The 18,954-nt window shown below is 72.3% G+C and carries 5 protein-coding genes; 4 read left to right on the forward strand and 1 reads right to left on the reverse strand.

Translation table 11 applies throughout. From position 1 onward, the window contains the following. The 4 genes from MOV80_RS22240 to MOV80_RS22255 form a co-directional block, all read left to right on the forward strand. Positions 1-6,210 (forward strand): non-ribosomal peptide synthetase (locus tag MOV80_RS22240; protein WP_249605501.1); only part of this gene is annotated, 6,210 nt, incomplete at its 5' end. Between the two features lie 2 nt (positions 6,211-6,212). Beyond that, entirely contained in the window at positions 6,213-17,129 is a 10,917-nt protein-coding gene (locus MOV80_RS22245) for a non-ribosomal peptide synthetase (RefSeq protein WP_249605502.1), read from the forward strand. Then, the gene (locus tag MOV80_RS22250; RefSeq protein ID WP_019102902.1) at positions 17,126-17,896 is read left to right on the forward strand and encodes an SDR family oxidoreductase; all 771 of its coding nucleotides are present in this window, start codon (positions 17,126-17,128) and stop codon (positions 17,894-17,896) included. Before MOV80_RS22245 ends, MOV80_RS22250 begins: the two co-directional genes overlap by 4 nt. Then, positions 17,893-18,666, forward strand: coding sequence for a glycosyltransferase (locus MOV80_RS22255; protein ID WP_249605503.1), 774 nt, complete (start codon positions 17,893-17,895; stop codon positions 18,664-18,666). Before MOV80_RS22250 ends, MOV80_RS22255 begins: the two co-directional genes overlap by 4 nt. Before the next feature lie 47 nt (positions 18,667-18,713). On the opposite strand, the gene MOV80_RS22260 is transcribed toward MOV80_RS22255, so the two are convergent. Next, positions 18,714-18,947: an MbtH family NRPS accessory protein gene (locus MOV80_RS22260; protein WP_043594131.1), complete on the reverse strand. Its 234-nt coding sequence runs from the start codon at positions 18,945-18,947 to the stop codon at positions 18,714-18,716. Positions 18,948-18,954 lie beyond the last annotated feature (7 nt).

The following is an 18,954-nucleotide window of genomic DNA, read 5'->3' on the forward strand; positions in this document are numbered from 1 at the left end:
ACGCTGGAGCGCTTCCCGCTGACCCACCACGGCAAGATCGACCGCGCCGCCCTGCCGGCCGCGCAAGCCGCCAGCGACGCGCCGCGCGTCGACCCCCGCTCCGACGCGGAACGCGCGCTCGCCCAAATCTGGGCCGACGTCCTCGCCGTGCCCCTGCCCGGCATCGACGACAATTTCTTCGCCCTGGGAGGCGATTCCATCCTCTCCCTGCAAGTGGTCGCCCGGGCGCGGGCGCAAGACCTGCCGCTGAGCCCGCGCCAGCTGCTGCTGGAACCCACCATCCGCCAACTGGCCGCCGCGCTCGGCACGGCCGCGGCCGAGGAGGAAGCCGCGGCCGCCGGCCCGCTGCCGGCCACGCCCATCCAGCGCTGGTTCGCCGGCCTGGGTCTGGCCGAGCCGCGGCACTGGAACCAAGCGCTGGCGCTGCAACTGGCCCGCCCCGTGGACGCGGTCCGGCTGCAAGCCGCGCTCGACGCCGTGGCCGCGCGCCACGACGCCTTCCGCCTGCGCTTCACGCCGGAGCCGGCGCTAAGCGAAGAGACCGGCGGCTGGCCTTGCCGCGAACTGGAACTAACAGACGACGGCGACGAAGCCGCGCGCGCGGCGCTGGAACAAGTCCAGCGCGAGCTAGACCCAAGCGCCGGCCCGCTGGCCCGCGCGCTCTTGCTGCGCCGCGGCCCACAAGCGCCGGTGCTGGCGCTGATCGTCCACCATCTGGCGGTGGACGCGGTGTCCTGGGGCATTCTGCTGGACGATCTGAACCAGGCGCTGGACGCGCTGGCGCACGACGAAACGCCGCAACTCCCCGCCGTGCCAGCCCACTGGCGCCGCTGGGCGGAACAACAACGGGCCGAGGCCGCCGAGGCGGACCCCGCGCCTTGGCTCAGCCAGGCCGAGGCCGGTTTCCCGACGCTGCGCCGCGACGCCGCCGCCCCTGCGGCCAATACCGAAGCCGCCTCGCGGCTGCTCAGCCGCGAATTGGACGCGGCCTTGACCGGCCGCCTGCTGGCCGCCGGCGCCCGGGCAGCCGGCCAGCGCGTCAGCGCCCTGCTGCTGTTGGCGCTGTGGCGCGCGCTGGCGCCCCGGCTCGACGCCCCGCGCTTCGCTGTGACGATGGAACACCATGGCCGCGACGCCGAATCCGGCCTGGACCTGTCCCGCACCGTGGGCTGGTTCACCGCGCTGTATCCGCTGAGCGTGGCCGGCGACGCCGCCGCCGCCGGCGCGGCCGATCTCCTGGCTTCCATCGCCGCGCAATTGTCGCGGCTGACGCCCGTCGCGCCGGAATACGGCCAGGCGCGCTGGCTGGGGCCGGATCTGGACGCGCGCCGGCAACTGGAGGCGGCCGGCCTGCCGGAAATCAGTTTCAACTACCTGGGCGCGCCGCGCGGCGTCGACAAGGCCTGGTTCCAACTGCGGCCCGAGTTGATTACCGGAGAACGCGCCGCCGACAACCTGCGCCCCTTCGCGCTGGATCTGGTGCTGGTCGTGCTGGACGGCAGGCTGCGCGTGGACTGGCGCTACCCCGGCGGCCAGTTCGAGCCGGCCACCGTCGCCGGCTGGGCCGACGCCTTCGCCCGCGAACTGGCGCTGGCGCTGGACGAGATCGAAGCCGCGCCGCTGCTGGCCGCCGATTACCCGCTGGCCCGTCTGGAACAGGCCGCCGTCGAGGAGCTGGCGCGCCGGACCGGCCCCTTCGACGATCTCTATCCGCTGTCCCCGCTGCAACAGGGCATGCTGTTCCACAGCGTGGCCGACGCCGCCGACGGCGCTTACTTGGAACAACTCAGCAGCGTGGTCAACGGCGCGCTGGACCCGGACGCCTTCGCCGAGGCCTGGCGCGCGATGCTGACGCGCCATCCGCTGCTGCGCTCCAGCTTCCACTGGCGGGGCCTGACCCAGCCGCTGCAGGCGGCGATGCGCGCTGCGCCGCTGCCGATCAGCCGGCTGGACTGGTCCGATCTGGCCGAGCCCGAAACCGCGCTGGCCGACTACCTGGCCGCAGACGCCGCGCGGCCCTTCGCCCTGGACGCCGCGCCGCTGATGCGGCTGGCGCTGATCCGGCTGGGCCAGGACCGCTGGCGCTGGATCTGGAGCTATCACCACCTGCTGCTGGACGGCTGGTCGCTGCCCTTGTTCTTCCGCGAGCTGCTGACCCTGTACCGCGCGCTCAGCCGCGGCGAAACCCCGGCCCTGCCGCCGGCGCGGCCGTTCTCCGCCTATATCGGCTGGCTGGACCGCACCGGCCGCCGCGCCCGCTCGGACGAAGGGTTCTGGCGTCGTTACTTTTCCGGGCTGGAACACCCCACCCTGCTCGCCGGCCCCGCCGACGGCGACGCCGACTTCGTCGAACGGGAAATCCGGCTGTCGCCGGAATGGAGCGCGCGCGCCGCCGCCGCGATGCAGGCTTGCTCCAGCACGCTGAACACCCTGTTCCAGGCCGCCTGGGCGCTGACCCTGGCGCGCAGCGGCCACGGCGAGGACATCGTCTTCGGCACCGCCTTGTCCGGCCGCAACGGCGATCTGCCCGGCATAGCCGAAATGATAGGGCTGTTCATCAACACCCTGCCGCTGCGGGTGCGGCTCAACCCCGCCGCCGACGCGCGCGCGCTGCTGGCCCAGGTACAGACCAATCAAGCCCAGGTGCAGGACTACGCCCACAACCGGCTGGTGGACGTCCAGCGCTGGGCCGGCCGCGACAACGCCCAGTTGTTCGACTCGCTGCTGGTCTTCGAGAACTACCCCGCCGACGCGCTGCTGCGCGACGAGGCCGCCGGCCTGGGCTTTGAAACTCCGCGCTTCAGCGAGCACACCAATTATCCGCTGACGCTGGCCGTGATCCCGGGCGCGGCCTTGACCGTCAAGCTCACCTTCGACCGCAGCCGCGTCGCGGACGCCGCGGCCGAGGCATTGTTGCAAGGCTTGCTCGCCGTGGCGGAAGGCCTGGTCGCCGCTCCGGACGCCGCCGTCGCCTCCATCGAGCTGCTGCCGGCGGAAGCGCGGCGGGCGCGGATAGCCGACGCCGCCCGGCCCCCGCTGGCGTCGCCGCAACTGGCGCAGCGCCTGTTCGAGCGCCAAGCCGCCGCCGCTCCGCGCGCGCCGGCGCTGCTGGACGAAAACGGCGCGCTTGATTACGCCGGGCTGGACGCCCGCGCCAACCAGCTGGCCCACCGGCTGCAAGCGCTGGGCGCCGGCCCGGAAACCGTGGTGGGCGTGCTGCTGCCGCGCGGCGCGGCCGCGGTGACCGCGCTGCTGGCCACGCTGAAGGCCGGCGCCGTCTATCTGCCGCTGGACCCGGCCTACCCTGCCGAGCGGCTGGACTACATGCTGGCAGACAGCCGCGCCGCCATCCTGCTCAGCGAAACCCGCCTGTTGCCGACGTTGAGCCGGTTGCCCGCCAGCCTGCTCTTGCTGGACGACGCCCCAGACGCTGCTGACGCCGCGCCGGACTCCGCCCCGCCCTGCGCCGCCGGCGTCGACAACCTGGCCTACCTCATCTACACCTCCGGCTCCACCGGCTGGCCCAAGGGCGTGGGCGTCAGCCATCGCGGCGTCGCCAATCTCTGCCGCGCCCAATGCGAAGTGTTCCAGGTGGACGCCGGCAGCCGGGTCTATCAGTTCGCCCCGCTGAGCTTCGACGCCTCGGTGTCGGAAATCTTCATGGCGCTGGGCAGCGGCGCGGCCCTGTGCCTGCCGGAGGCCGACGCCGCGCAAGATCCGGCAGGCGCTCTGCGCCGCGCCGCGCAGCGCCACGGTCTGACCCACGCCACCCTGCCCCCGGCGCTGCTGGCGGCGTTGGATCAAGACGATCTGCCCGGCCTGCGCACCCTGATCGCCGCCGGCGAAGCCGCCGCGCCCGGCCTGCTGGCGCGCTGGGCCGCCGCCCGCCGCGTGGTCAACGCCTACGGCCCGACCGAAGCCACGGTCTGCGCCAGCATGCGGGTCTGCGACGCCGTGGAGCCGCTGCCGTCCATAGGCCGCGGCATGGCCGGCGTCCGCCTCTATCTGCTGGACCGCTGGGGCGCTCTAGTGCCGCCCGGCGTGCCCGGCGAGATCCACATCGGCGGCGAGGCGCTGGCGCGCGGCTATATCGGCCAGCCCGGCCGCACCGCCGCCAGCTTCGTGCCGGACGCCGTGTCCGGCCTGCCCGGCGCGCGGCTGTACCGCAGCGGCGACCTCGGCGAATACCTGCCCGACGGCGGCATCCGCTTCCTCGGCCGCGCTGGCGCCCAGGTCAAACACCGCGGCTACCGCATCGAACTGGACGGCGTCGCCGCCGCGCTCAGCGCTCATCCGGACGTGGACGAAGCGCTGGCGCTGATCCGCCTGGACGGCGAGCGCCGCCAACTGGTGGCCTACGCGCGGCTCAAGCCGGAAGCGGGCTTCGACGCCTCCGCGCTGCGAGAGCACCTGGCCGCCCGCCTGCCGGCCCACGAACTGCCGCAAGCCATCGTCGGCGTGCGGCAATGGCCGTTGACCCCCGCCGGCAAAATAGACCGCGCGGCGCTGCCGTCGCCGGAGGAGGCCGCGCCGGACTCGCCGGACGCGTACAAGACGCTGAACCCGGCCGAGGCCGCGCTGCTGGAGATCTGGCGCTCGGCGCTGGGGCGGAGCGGCATCGGCGTTCACGACAATTATTTCGCCGTCGGCGGCGACTCCATTCTGGCCCTGCAGATCGTCTCTCGCGCCAAGCAGGCCGGTTTCGACATCGAGCCGCGCGCGCTGTTCGCCCATCCCACGGTGGCCGGACTGGCCGCCGTGGCCGGCGCCGCCGCGCGGCGGGCGCACATCGAGGAGCCGGAACAGGCCGAGGCGCCGCTGGCGCCGATCCAGCGCTGGTTCCTGCAACAAGACTGGCCCGCGCCGCAGCACTGGAACCTCAGCCTGCGGCTGAGCCTGGACTCCGCCGCGGACCCCGCCGCCTTGCAGGCGGCGCTGACGGCCGTGGCCTTGCGGCACGACGCGCTGCGTCTGAGGCTGCGCCGCGCGCCCGACGGCGCTTGGAGCCAGCATTACGGGCCGCGCGGCGCGCCGCCGCTTGAAACGCTGACGCTGCGGGCGACGGAGCCCGCCGCCCGCGAGGCGGAGCTGCAAACCCGCTGCGCGCGGCTGCAGGCTTCTCTGGACCTGGAAAACGGCCCGCTGCTGCGCGCCGTGCTGATCGAGGCCGGGCCGGGCGGCCGCGCCGAGCTGTTGCTGATCGCCCATCACTGGGTAGTGGACGTGGTGTCCTGGCGCATTCTGCTGGACGACCTGGACCAGGCCTACGGCCAGGCCATGGACGGCGCCGAACCCTCGCTGCCTCCCGTTCCCGTCAGCTACCGGGCCTGGGCGCAATCTCTGGCCGACGACGCGCCCGCGCTGGCCGGCGAATTCGACTACTGGCGACGCGCCGTCTCCCCGCTGGCCGCGCCGCCGGGACTTGCCGCCGTAGGCCGCGTGGCGGAACGCCGCCGCGCGACGGTCAGCCTGGACGCCGACGCCAGCGCCGCGCTGCAGGAGAGCGGCGCCGAACGCTACCGCGCCCAGCCGCAGGAACTGCTGCTGGCGGCGCTGACCCTGGCCTGGCGCCGGCTGAGCGGCCTGCCCGCGCTCGCTCTGGACCTGGAAAACCACGGCCGCAACGCGGCGGCCGGCCCCGCGCCCGATCTGTCGCGCAGCGTGGGCTGGTTCACCTGCCTGCACCCGCTGCGCATAGAGCCGGCCGGCGACGGCTGGGAGCCGGCGGCCGCGGCGGCCAAGGCCGCGCTGCGCGGCGTGCCCGGCGGCGGCATCGGCTTCGGCGTGCTGCGCTATCTGGGCGATCCGGCCCAGGCCGCCGCTCTGGACCAGGCACCGCCTCGGCCGCTCAGCTTCAACTACCTGGGCCGGCTGGACGACGCCGCCGACGGCGTGCTGCCGCGGCTGCGGGCGCGGCTGTCGACGCTAGAGGCCGGGCCGGCGCAAGACCCGCGCCAGCGGCTGCCGCACGCCATCGCCGTCAACGCCCGCACAGAGAAGGGCCGCCTGCGGCTGGACTTCGACTACGCCGACGCCCACGAAACCCCGGCGCTGGCCGAACAGTGCCGGCTGGCGCTGGAAGAACTGGCCGCGCTCTGCCGCGCCGGCGGCCTGCCCGCCGTCGCCTACCACACCTCGGACTTCGCCGGCGTCGCGCTGGAGGAGAACGAATTGGCCGCCTTGCTGGACGACCTCACCGACATCGAATGAACATGACAAGCACACCGAACCTCAAAGACCAGATCCAGGACATCCTGCCCCTGAGCCCGCTGCAGCGCGGCGTCTTGTTCCACACCTTGTTCGCGCCCGGCTCCCCGGTCTATTTCGAGCAATTGATCTGCCGGCTGGACGGCGCGGTGGATCCCGCCGCCATGGCCGACGCGCTGGAGCGGCTGGCCGAGCGCCACCCCATCCTGCGCACTGCCTTCGTCACCAAGGGCCAGGCCGAGCCCCGCCAAGTGGTGTTTCGCCACGCGCGGACGCCGCTGGACGTCCACGACTGGAGCCGGGACGATCCCGCCGAGCGCGAACGGCGGCTGGAAGCGCTACTGGACGAAGACCGCCGCCGCGGCTTCCAGCTGAACCGGCCGCCGCTGATGCGGCTGACCCTGCTGCGCTACGGGCAAGAGGAATGGAGGCTGATCTGGAGCCATCATCACATTCTGCTGGACGGCTGGTCGCTGCCCATCCTGATGCGCGATTACTTCGCCCTGCTGTCCGGCGCGGCGCTGCCCTCGGCGCCGCCGCCCTTCGCCGCCTACCTCAGCTGGCTGGGCCGCCAGGACCAGGACGCCGCCGCCAAGCGCTGGCGCGCCGCGCTGGGCGATCTGGCCGCGCCCACCACGCTGGGCCTGGACCGGCCGGCGCTGCCGGGCGCGCTGGCCGGCGCCGACGTCGGCCAGATCGAGATGCGGCTGGACTACCGCGCCGACGGCGACCTCGCCGCCGCCGCCGAACGCTGCCGGGTCTCCCCGGGCAGCCTGCTGCTGGGCGCCTGGGCCATCCTGCTCAGCCGATACAGCCGCCAGGACGACGTGGTCTTCGGCCTCACCCTGTCCGGCCGGGCCATTGATCTGCCCGGCGTGGACGGCATGGTGGGCCTCTTGATCAACTCCCTGCCGCTGCGCTTGCCGGTGCCGGCCGACGCCGCCCTGCCGCAATGGCTGGCCGAGGTGCAACGCCGTCAGTTGGAGCTGCAATCGCTGTCGCACAGCGATCTGGCCGAAGTGCAGCGCCACAGCGGCGTGCCGCGCGGTCAGCCGCTGTTCGAAACCCTGGTGGCGATAGACAACTTCCCGATAGGCGAGGCCCTGCCCTCGGACGGCTTGGGCTTCCAGATATCGGACGTCTCCCAGCGCGAGCGCACTCACTACCCGCTGACCCTGACCCTGGTGCCGGGCGCCGACGGACTGAGCTTGAAGCTGGGCTTCGACCGCGCTCGCGTGGACGATGCTCCGGCCGCGGCGCTGGCGGAGGGCTATCTGGAACTGCTGCGCCAGATCGCCGCGCGGCCGGACGCCGCGCTGCGCGAGCTGGGCCTGGTCCGCCCCTCACCCGCCAAGCCGCCCGTGCCAGGCCCGCGCGGCGGGCCGGACACCCTGGCCGCCGCCTTCCTGGCCGCCGCCGAACGCTTTCCGGACCGCATCGCCGTCAGCGACGGCCCCGCGACGCTGAGCTACCGGCAACTGCGCGCCCAGGCCGCCGCCATTGCGGAACGGCTGCGTCAAGACGGCGTGCAGCCCGGCGTCAGGGTAGGCATTTGCCTGCCGCGCTCCGCCGGACAAATCGCCGCCATGCTGGGGGTGACGCTGGCCGGCGGCGTCTATCTGCCGCTGGATCCGGACTATCCGGCGGAGCGGCTGGCCTACCAACTGGCCGACAGCCAGGCGCTGCTCACGCTGACCGACGCCGAACTCAAGCCCCGGCTGCCGGCGGAACACCGCTGCCTGTCGCTGGCGGAGATAGGCTGCGGCGCCAGGCCGGCGGCGCGGCCGCCCGCCGGCCTGGAAGCCGGGCACGGCGCTTACGTGATCTACACTTCCGGCTCCACCGGCCAGCCCAAGGGCGTGCTGGTTTCCCACCGCAACGTGCTGCGCTTGTTCTCCGCCAGCGCCCGCCACTTCGCCTTCGACGAAAGCGACGTCTGGAGCTATTTCCACTCCTTCGCCTTCGATTTCTCGGTATGGGAAATCTGGGGCGCGCTGCTGCATGGCGGCCGCTGCGTCGTGGTGCCGCGCGAGCTCAGCCGCGATCCGGCCGCCTTCGTCGAACTGCTGGGCCGCGAAGGCGTCACCGTGCTGAACCAGACCCCGTCGGCGTTCAAACTGGCGATAGCGGCCGAAGCCGCCGCGCCGCTGCCGCGACCGTCCGCGCTGCGCTGGGTGATCTTCGGCGGCGAGGCGCTGCGGCTGGCGGAATTGGGCCCGTGGCTGGAGCGGCACGGGGACGACAGTCCGCGGCTGGCCAATATGTACGGCATCACCGAAACCACCGTGCACGTCACCTTCCGCCGCATCCGCGCCGCCGATCTTGAGGCCGGCGGCGAACTCAGCCCGATAGGCGAGCCGCTGGACGACCTGAGCCTGGAACTGGCCGACCCCTGCGGTCACCCCGTTCCCCTGGGCGCGCCCGGCGAAATCTTGGTCGGCGGCGCCGGCGTCAGCCTCGGCTATCTGAACCGCCCGCAACTCAATGCCGAACGCTTTCCCGGCGTCGGCGCGGAACGGCGCTACCGTTCCGGCGACCTGGCGCGGCGAATCGCCGACGGCGAGCTGCTCTACTGCGGCCGCATCGACCATCAAGTGAAGATTCGCGGCTTCCGCATCGAGCTGGGCGAAGTGCGCGCGGCGCTGCTGAGCCATCCGGCGGTGCGCGATGTCCATCTCGTCGCCGCCGACAACCAACTCATCGCCTATCTGCTCGCCGACGACCCCGCAGCGGCCGGCGCCGAAACCCTGCGCCGCCATCTGGCCGCGCGCTTGCCGGCGCATATGATTCCGGCGGTCTTCATCGCGTTGACCGAGTTTCCGCTCACCCTCAACGGCAAGGTTGACGCGCGCGCGCTGCCCTCGCCGCAAGGCGCGCGTTCGGCGCTGGACACGCCCTATGTCGAAGCGGCCACCCCCAGACAAAAGCTGCTGGCGGAGATCTGGCGCCAGGTGCTGGACCTGCCGCGCGTCGGCATACGAGACAACTATTTCACGCTGGGCGGAGATTCCATCCGCAGCGTGCGCATCGCCGGGCTGGCCAAGGAACGCGGCTGCCCGTTGAGCATCCAGGACATTTTCCGCCACGGCACCATCGAAGCCATCGTCGAAGCGATAGGCGAAGCCGAAAGCACGGCCGCGCCGGACACGGCACTGCCGCCGTTCGCGCTGATTGACGCCGCGGACCGCGCGCGGCTGCCGCCCGAGGTGGAAGACGCGCTGCCCCTGGCCAGACTGCAGGCCGGCATGCTCTTCCACAATGAATACGACGACGGCCGCAACCTGTACCACGACGTGTTCTCCCACCGGCTGCGCGTCGATATCGACCCGGAGCGCCTGCGCCGGGCGCTGGCGGAGCTGAGCCGCGAACACCCGCTGCTGCGCACCGGCTTCGCGCTGGCCGGCTACTCCCAGCCGCTGCAACTGGTTTGGCGCGATCTGACGCCCAGCCTGGACATCGACGACCTGCGCGGCCTTTCTCCGCAGCAACGGGACGACGCCGTCGCCAGCCAGCTGCGACAGCTAAGCGAACAGCGCTTCGCGCCGGAACGGCCGCCGCTGCTGCGCGTCGGCTGCCTGCGGCTGGCCGAGGACGAGTGGCAGCTAACGCTGGCTTTCCACCACGCCATCCTGGACGGCTGGAGCGTGGCCACCTTGTGCGCGGCCTTGTTCAAAAAGATGCGCGACCAGGGCGGCCCCGCGCGGGCACCGCGCGCGGCCTTCCGAGAATTCGTCGCCGCCGAACGCGCGGCGCTGGCCGATCCAACGCAGCGAGACTACTGGCGCGCACAGCTGAAAGGCCTGCCGTCCGCCGCCATCCCGCGCTGGCCTCAACGCGCCGCGCCGACGGGCAAGGCCAGGGTGGGCTCGCGGGAAACACGCTTGCCAAGCGCCACCGCCGCGGCGCTGATCCGGCTGGCCGCGGACAGCGGCATGCCGCTGAAAACCCTGCTGCTGGCCGTGCACGCCCGCGTGCTGGCCTGCTTGTGCGGCCAGGACGAAATCGTCACCGGCCTGGTCAGCAACGGCCGGCCGGCGGACGCCGACGGCGCCGAAGCCTTGGGCCTCTTCCTCAACACCCTGCCGCTGCGCGTCCGCGTTGGCGGCAGTTGGCGCGCGCTGCTGGCGGAAACCATGACGGCGGAGGGAAACAGCCTGCCCCGCCGCTTCTTCCCGCTGGCGGAAATCCTCAAACTGGACGAGGCCGCCCGCTTCGACGCCTCGTTCAACTATGTGGATTTCCACGTCTACCGCGAACTGAGCGAGAGCGGCGGCCTGGAGGTGCTGGACAGCAGCCGCCTGGAAGCGGTGGACATCCCGCTGGCCGTCACCTTCAGCGCCAGCCGCGCCGAGGGCGCCGTCACCCTGGGCTTTTCCTACGACCGCGCCGCCTTCCCCGACGAGCAAGTGGCCGCCATCGGCCGGCTCTACCTGGCCGCCGCCGCCGCGCTGGCGCGAGACCCCGACGCCCTCTGCCTGGACGCCGCGCTGACGGAGACCGCTGTCGAGCCGCTACGCGGACCGTCCGCCGGTCTCGCGGCCTTATCGGTGCCGCAGGCGGTCGCCGCCATCGCGCGGCGGCAACCGGACGCGCCCGCCGTCGCCGGAAACGGCGAGGCGCTGAGCTACGCCCAGCTGGACGGCCAGGCCAACCGGCTGGCGCGCCGGCTGTTGGCGCATGGCGTTGGCCCGGACGCGGTGGTGGCGCTGGACTTGCCGCGCTCGCCCGAACTGGTGGTGGCGATGCTGGCGACCTTGAAGGCCGGCGCCGCCTATCTGCCGCTGGACCGAGGCCAGCCCGAGGCACGCCGCCGCGAAATCCTGCGGGAGGCCGCCCCGGCGCAGCTGCTCAGCCTGAACCCCGCCGCTTACGCGCCGCCCGGCTGCGCCGTCTTGCAGGCGAACCTGGCCGACGATCTGAACGACGAAGACGCGGCGGCCCCCGCCGCGCCCGTCCATGGCGACGCGCTGGCCTATCTGCTGTTCACCTCCGGCTCCAGCGGTCGCCCCAAAGGCGTCGCCGTCGGCCGCGCCGCGCTGGACAACCACATGGCCTGGATGAACCGCCGCTACCCGCTGGACGCGGACGACGCGGTGCTGCAGAAAACCCCGGTGGGTTTCGACGCCTCGGTCTGGGAGTTCTGGGCGCCGCTGACTCAGGGCGCGCGGCTGCTGCTGGCGGCGGAGGACGGACACCGCGACCCGGACTACCTGATCCGCGCCGTGCGCGAACAAGGCGTCACCGTGCTGCAGCTGGTGCCCAGCCTGCTGGCCGTGCTGCTGTCGATGCCTGACTTCGCCGGCTGCCGCGCGCTGCGCCGGGTCTTCGTCGGCGGAGAAGCGCTGCCGGCCGCCACCCTGGCCCGCTTCCACGCCGCGCTGGACATCCCGCTGGTCAACCTCTACGGACCCACCGAAACCGCCATCGACGCCTCCAGCGCGGAATACCTGCGCTCGGACCCGCCCGCGGCCGCCATCGGCATCGGCCACCCCATAGACAGCGCCGTCTTCCATGTGCTGGACGCCCGCCTCAATCCGGTGCCCCCCGGCGTGCGCGGCGAACTGTACATCGCCGGCTGCGGCCTGGCCCGCGGTTATCTGGGCCAACCGGCGCAGACCGCGCGGCGCTTTATCCCGGACCCGCTGTCGCCGCTGCCCGGCGGCCGCATGTACCGCAGCGGCGATATCGTGCGCCTGCTGCCGGACGGCGTGCTGGAATACCTGGGCCGCGCCGACGGCCAGGTCAAGCTGCGCGGCCAGCGCGTGGAACTGGAAGAGATCGAAGCCGGCCTCGCCGCCTGCCCCGGCGTGCGCCAAGCCGCCGCCGCGCTCTACCGCGACCGCTCCGGCGCGGACAAGCTGGCCGGTTACGTAGGGCTGACGCCGGAGGCCGAGGCCGGCGACTGGCGAGCCGCCATCCTGGCGGCGCTGCGCCTGCGTCTGCCGGAATACATGCTGCCCGCGCAATTGATCGCGCTGCGGCAATGGCCGGTCGGCGCCAACGGCAAAACCGACCGCGCCGCGCTGCCCGCGCCGCAGGCGGACGCGGCGGCCCCAATGCGCAGCCGCGCGCCCAATACCCCAGAGGAACAGGTTTTGGCCGCGATCTGGCGGCAAACGCTGGGCCGCGAAGACATCGGCGCCGACGACAACTTCTTCCAACTGGGCGGGGACTCCATCCTAGGCCTGCAAATCGTGGCTCAGGCCCGCCAGGCCGGCCTGACGCTGGCCGCGCGCGACATCTTCAGCCACCCCACCATCGCCGAGCTGGCCGCCCAAGCGCGCCCGGCGCGGCAGGAAGCCAAGCTGGAGGACATTCCGCCAGGCGCTCCGCTTCCGCTGACGCCGGCCCAACGCTGGTTCTTCGAACGCGTCGACACCCTGCCGCGTCCCGGCCACTGGAACCAGGCGCTGCTGCTGAGCGTGGCCGCCGGCATTTCCGCTCCGACGCTGCGCAGCGCCCTGCTGCGGCTGGAACAGAGCCACGACGCCTTCCGCCTGCGCTTCTCCGCCGGAGCCGACGGCTGGCGCCAACACTACGCGCCGCGCGAGGCCTTGCGCGAAGAAGACTGGCTGGAACGCGTCGATCTGAGCGCGCTGCCTGCCGCTGAGCGCGCCGCCGCCATCGAGGCCCGCGCCGAAGCGGCGCAGCGCGAGCTGGATCTGGAACGCGGGCCGCTATTGCGAGCCGTGCACTTCGATTGCGGCGACGGCGAAGCCGGCCGGCTGCTGATGGTCATCCATCATTTGATTGTGGACGGCGTGTCCTGGCGCGTGCTGCTGCAAGATCTCGCCGGCCTGCTTGCCGGCGTCGCCCCCATGCCGGCGAACGTCGGCTTCGGCCATTGGGCGCTGCGCCCGTTCGAACCCTCCGCCGAAGAACGCGCTTACTGGCTAGACCAAGCGCGGCTGGCCGCCGACGCGGTCCGCGTCCCGCTGACGGCGGAGGCGGCGCGCGACAACCGCTACGGGATGACGGACACCGTGGAGCTGTCGCTGGACAGCGGCGAGACCGCCGCCCTGCTCCGCGGCGGAGCGCTGCGCACCAGCGCCGAGGAAATGCTGCTGACGGCGGCGCTGGGCGCGCTGCGCGACTGGCTGGACGCCGACGCGCTGGTCCTCACCATGGAAGGCCACGGCCGAGACGACGAGGCCCTGGACCTCTCCCGCACCGTGGGCTGGTTCACCGCCCTGTATCCGCTGACCGTGACCGGCCTGGCCGAGGCTTCGCCGCCGCGGCTGCTGCGCCGGGTCAAGCAAGCCTTGCGCGCGGTGCCGGCCGGCGGCGCCGGCTACGGCGCGCTGCGTCAGGCGGTCGACGCCCGCGCGCTGGCCGCCATGCCGGAACCGCAAATCGCCTTCAACTACCTGGGCCAGTTCGACGCCAGCCTGCCGGCCGACGGCGCACTGGCGCCTGCTCCGGAATCCGTGGGCGCGATGGAAGACCCGGATGGCTTGCGCCCCCGGCTGATCGACATCGTGGCCCTGGTCAGCGACGGCAAACTGTCCCTGCGCTGGAACTACGGCCGCGCCACGCTGCCGCGCGCGACGGTGGAGGCCCTCGCCCGGCAAATGCGGCAGCGGCTGCTCGCGCTGCTGAGCCTGGACGCGGACGCCGCGGCGGCGGCGCTGACGCCGGACGACTTCCCGCTGGCCGCGCTGGATGAGGCCAGCCTGCCCGCGGCGCTGGGCGAGCGCGGCGACATCGTCGACCTGTGGTCGCTGACGCCGGTGCAGGAAGGCATGCTGTTCCACTCGCGAATGGAAGCCTCGTCCGGCCCCGCCGGCGTCTACATAGAACAAGTGGTCGCCGAACTGGACGGCGCGGTGGATCCGGTCTTGCTGCGCCAAGCCTGGGAGCAGGTGCTGGCGCGGCACGACGCGCTGCGCGTCAGCTTCGCCTGGGAAGGCTTGGCCGCGCCGCTGCAACGGGTCCATCGCGCGCCCGCGCTGCCGTTCTCCATCTGCGAAACGCCGGACGAGACCGCGCTGGAACGCTATCTGGCCGACGACCGCGCCGCCGGCTTCGCGCTGGACGCCCCGCCCTTGATGCGCCTGGCGCTGCTGACCCGGAACGGCGCGCCTTGGCGGCTGGTCTGGACCCATCACCACGCACTGCTGGACGGTTGGTCGATGGCCGTCGTCTTTGACGAGGCCCTGACCCTGTACCGCGGGCTGAGCCAAGGCCAGAGCGCGGCGCTGCCGCCGGCGCCCTCGTTCGGGCGCTTCATCAAATGGCTGCGCGCGCACAGCGACCGCCAAGCCCAGGAAGACTTCTGGCGCGACTACTTCAGCGGCTACGCCGCCGCGGCCGATCTGGCCTTGCTGCCGGCCGGCGGCCCGCCCCAGCCGCGCGCCCATTCGCTGCGGCTGGACTCCGCGCTGACCGCTGAGTTGCGGCGGACGGCGCGAGAGCGCAAAGTCACGCTCAACACCTTATTCCAGGGCGCGCTGGCGGTGGCTCTGTCACGCGTCGGCCGCTGCGACGACCTAGTGTTGGGCGTCACCATGGCCGGCCGGCCCGAATCGCTCCCCGGCTGCGACGCCGCCGTCGGCCTGTTCATCTCCACCCTGCCCTTGCGCGCCGACTGCTCGGCCGCTCAAGCGGTGGACGATTTTCTCCACCGGCTGCAGAACGCCCAGAGCCGTCTGGGCCCCTTCGAGTCCAGCGCCTTGGTGGACATCCAGCGCTGGAGCGGCCTGTCCGCGCGCCAGGCGCTGTTCGACGTGGTGCTGGTCTATGAGAACTACCCGATTCGCGCCTCGGTCGGCGACGTCGCCCAAGCGCTGCGCGTGGGCGCGGCCTCCGCGCGCGAACAGTCCAACTATCCGCTGACCCTCTACGTCAAGCCAGACGCCGACACCATTGAGCTGGACGGCGTATTCGACGCCGGCCGCATCGAACCGGAACGCGTCGCGGCGCTGCTGGAAGCGCTGCCGCGGCTGCTGAGGCAGATCGCCGGCGGCGCGGCCCGCGTAGGCGAGTTGCGTCTGGCCGAACCGACGCCTCCGGCCGCCTTCCCGCCGCCGGAGCGCGGCGATAATGTGCTCGCCATGTTGACCGCCGCCGCGCGGCTCAACCCGGACAAGATCGCGGTCGCCGCCGAGGACGGCGAGCTGAGCTACCGCCAACTGGTGAACGGCGCGCGCGCGCTGGCGCGCCGGTTGGCGGAGCGCGGCGTCGCTCCCGGCGACACCGTGGCGCTGGCCCTGCCTCCGGACGGACGCGCGCTGACCGCCCTGCTGGGCACGCTGTGGGCCGGCGCGCAATACCTGCCGCTGGACCCGGCGCTGCCGCCGCTGCGGCGCGACGCCATCCTGGAAGACGCCCGCCCCGGCCTGGTCCTCGTCGACGGCGAGCAGACCGGCTGGCCCGCGTCCGCCAAACTGCTGACGCTGCCGACGCCTCTGCCTCAAGCCGACGGCGACGACGCTCCCTTGCCCGGCGACGCGCTCCACCCGGAAGCGCCGGCCTACACCCTGTTCACCTCCGGCAGCACCGGCCGGCCCAAGGGCGTGCAGATCGCCCATCGCTCGCTGGCCAACATCCTGCGGCATTTCAGCGCCGAACCCGGCTTCGGCGCGGACGACGTGTTGCTGTCGGTCACCACCTGGTCCTTCGACATCGCGGCGCTGGAACTGCTGTTGCCCCTGGTCCGCGGCGGCACGGTCGCCATCGCGCCGGCTTCGGCCAGCGGCGACGGCCCGGCGTTGGCCGCCGAGGCCGCGCGCCGCGGCGCCGGCGTGATCCAGGCCACGCCGGCCAGCTGGCGCATGCTGCTGGAAGCCGGCTGGAAGCCCGCGCCCGGGCTGCGCGCCTGGTGCGGCGGCGAGGCGCTGCCCGCCGACCTGGCCCGCGAGCTGCTGGACGCCGGCGCCGCGCTGTGGAACGTCTACGGCCCCACCGAAACCACCATCTGGTCCGCGCTGCACCGGGTCGACGGCGCGGAACTGCCGCCGCCGGCCGGCCACGCCGTCCGCCGCACCACGCTGTGGGTGGCCGACCACCACGGCCAGCCGCTGCCGCCGCAACTGGCGGGCGAACTGCAGATCGGCGGAGACGGCCTGGCTTTGGGCTATCTGGGCGCGCCGGCGCAAACCGCCGCCCGTTTCCGACCCGACCCGCTGGCCGGCCGGCCCGGCGCCCGCGTCTACCGCAGCGGCGACCTGGCCTGCCTGCGGCCGGACGGCAGCGTCCGCGTGCTGGGCCGGCTGGACGGCCAGGCCAAGCTCAACGGCTTCCGGCTGGAGCTGGAGGAAGTGGAAACCAGGCTGCGCGAACTGCCCGGCGTGCGCCAGGCTGCGGCGGCCGTCCGCCGCGACCCGCAAGGCCACGCCCGGCTGGTGGCCTACCTGGTGCCGGACGGCGGCGGCGCCTGGCGCTCCGGCGACGAAGCCGACCCGACTGCCTTGCAGCGGGTCCGCGCCCAGCTATCCGCCGCGCTGCCCGGCTATATGCTGCCCAGCCGCTTTGTCACCCTGGAACAGTTGCCGCTGACCGCCAACCGCAAGCTGGACCGCAAGGCCCTGCCCGAACCGGCCGCCAGCGCGCCGACCCGCGCCGGCAGCGCCCCTCAGGGCGCGCTGGAGCAAGCGGTGTGCGCATTGTGGGAAGAAGTGTTCGAACGCGCCGGCATCGCCGCCGACGACGACTTCTTCGAATTGGGCGGCCATTCGCTGTTGGCCACCCGCATCCAGGTGCGCGTCAACAAAATCTTCCGGCAAACGCTGCCGCTGCGCGCCACCTTCCACGCCCAAACCCCGCGCGCCCTGGCCGCGCTGCTGGCGGAGCGCGAGTCCGCGCCCGGCCTGGCCGCCAAGATCGCCGCCGTCTACCTGAAGCTGCGCGGCATGTCCGACGCCGAGCGCGACGCGCTGCGCCGGGCCGCCGCTCAACCCTCCACCATGGAAACCGCAGAATGAAACTGGAACACATCAACGCCATCGTCAGCGGCGCCGCCAGCGGCATCGGCCGCGCCTTCGCTCTGGAGCTGGCACGCGCCGGCGCTCGGGTCCACGCCGCGGATCTGGACGCCGCCGGCCTGCGCCGGCTGGAAGAAGACGCCGCCGGCCTACCCGGCTCGGTGCGCGGCTCGGTGCTGGACGTGAGCCAGGAGGCCGCGGTCCGCGCTTTTCTGAAAACCACGTCGGAACAGGCGGAACCGGCCAATCTGCTGGTCAACAACGCCGGCATCCTGCGCGACGGCTGGCTGGTGAGGCTGGACGTGGAAGGCTTCGTCCGCAAGCTGCCCACCGCGCAATGGCGGTCGGTGCTGGAAAGCAACCTGACCGCGCCTTATCTGCTGAGCCGCGAGTTCACCGCCGCTCGCGTGGAGTCCGGCCTCAAGACGCCGGGCCTGATCGTCAACGTCTCCTCGGTCACCAGCGCCGGCAATCCCGGCCAGTCCAACTACGCGGCGTCCAAGGCCGGCCTGGACGCGCTCACCCGGACCTGGGCGCTGGAGCTGGCGCCCTTCGGCATTCGCGTGGCCGGCATCGCCCCGGGCCTGACCGACACCCCGATGGCCGCCGGCCTGGCGCCGGCCACCCGCGAGGAACTGATCGCCCAGGTGCCGCTGCGGCGCATGGCCGAGCCGGCCGAAATCTGGCAGGGGCTGAAATTCATCATCGAATGCGACTACTTCAACGGCCGCATCATCGCAATCGACGGCGGAGCCACCTTCTCGTGAACCCGACACTCGCCACCCCGGCCGCGGACATTCCGCGCCGCATCCATCAGATCTGGTATCAAGGCGCCGCCGCGCTGCCGGACAAATATCGCCGCTACCGCGACACCTGGATGCGGCGGCATCCGGACTGGGAGTTCGTGTTCTGGGACGCGCCCCGGATGCAGGCGCTGGTTGACGAGCACTACCCTTGGTTCGCCGCGCGCTACGCCAACTTCGAGCGCGACATCCAACGCATAGACGCCGCGCGCTACCTGTTCCTGGCGCTGCACGGCGGCTTCTACATCGACATGGACATCGAAAACCTGCGGCCCATAGACCCGCTGCTGCCTGGAAGGCGGCTCATCCTGTCGCGCACCCACGGTTTCAACAACGCGCTGATAGGCAGCGCGCCCGGCCACCCCTTGTGGAACACGGTGCTGGACCGGCTGGCGGCCGGCCAGTCCGCGCCGCTGGACCCGGCCATGCCGGCCAGGCTGCGCGAGTCGCCGGCGATGCGCACCGCCGTCACCGTGGGCCCGCGCTTCTTCACCTGGTGCGCGCAGCAAAGCGGCTGTCTGGACGACCCGGCCACGCTGTGTTGCCCCGGCTATTACTTCGAACCCGGCTCGCCCACGCCGGACGGCAGCTCCTGGCCGCCGGCCAACGACCCCGACGGCGGCTATGCCCGTCACCACATGGACCTTAACTGGCTGGGCCTGCGCCACCGGCTGTTGTCCCGGCTGAACCGGCTGCTGTTGCCCTGGCTGACGCGGCGGCTGCCTTTGCAATGAAAAAGCCGCCGCAATGCGGCGACTTCAAAAACAACACATAACAACCATTAATTAGCGGAAGGGGAAGCCGTTTGATTTTCCTGCATGAATTGTCTCAGGCTCAACGGACGCATATCCGTCCAATTCTTTTCAATATAGTCCAGACACTCCTGTTCTCCTCCGCTAACGCCAAGAGAACGCCAGCCCGCGGGGATTTCGCGATATTCCGGCCATATCGAATATTGCTCTTCATGATTCATCACCACGATGTATTTGGTTTCATTCATCGCGTCCTGCGTCATAACAACC

The sequence above is a fragment of the Chromobacterium sp. IRSSSOUMB001 genome, assembly GCF_023507765.1.
GTDB lineage: Bacteria > Pseudomonadota > Gammaproteobacteria > Burkholderiales > Chromobacteriaceae > Chromobacterium > Chromobacterium haemolyticum.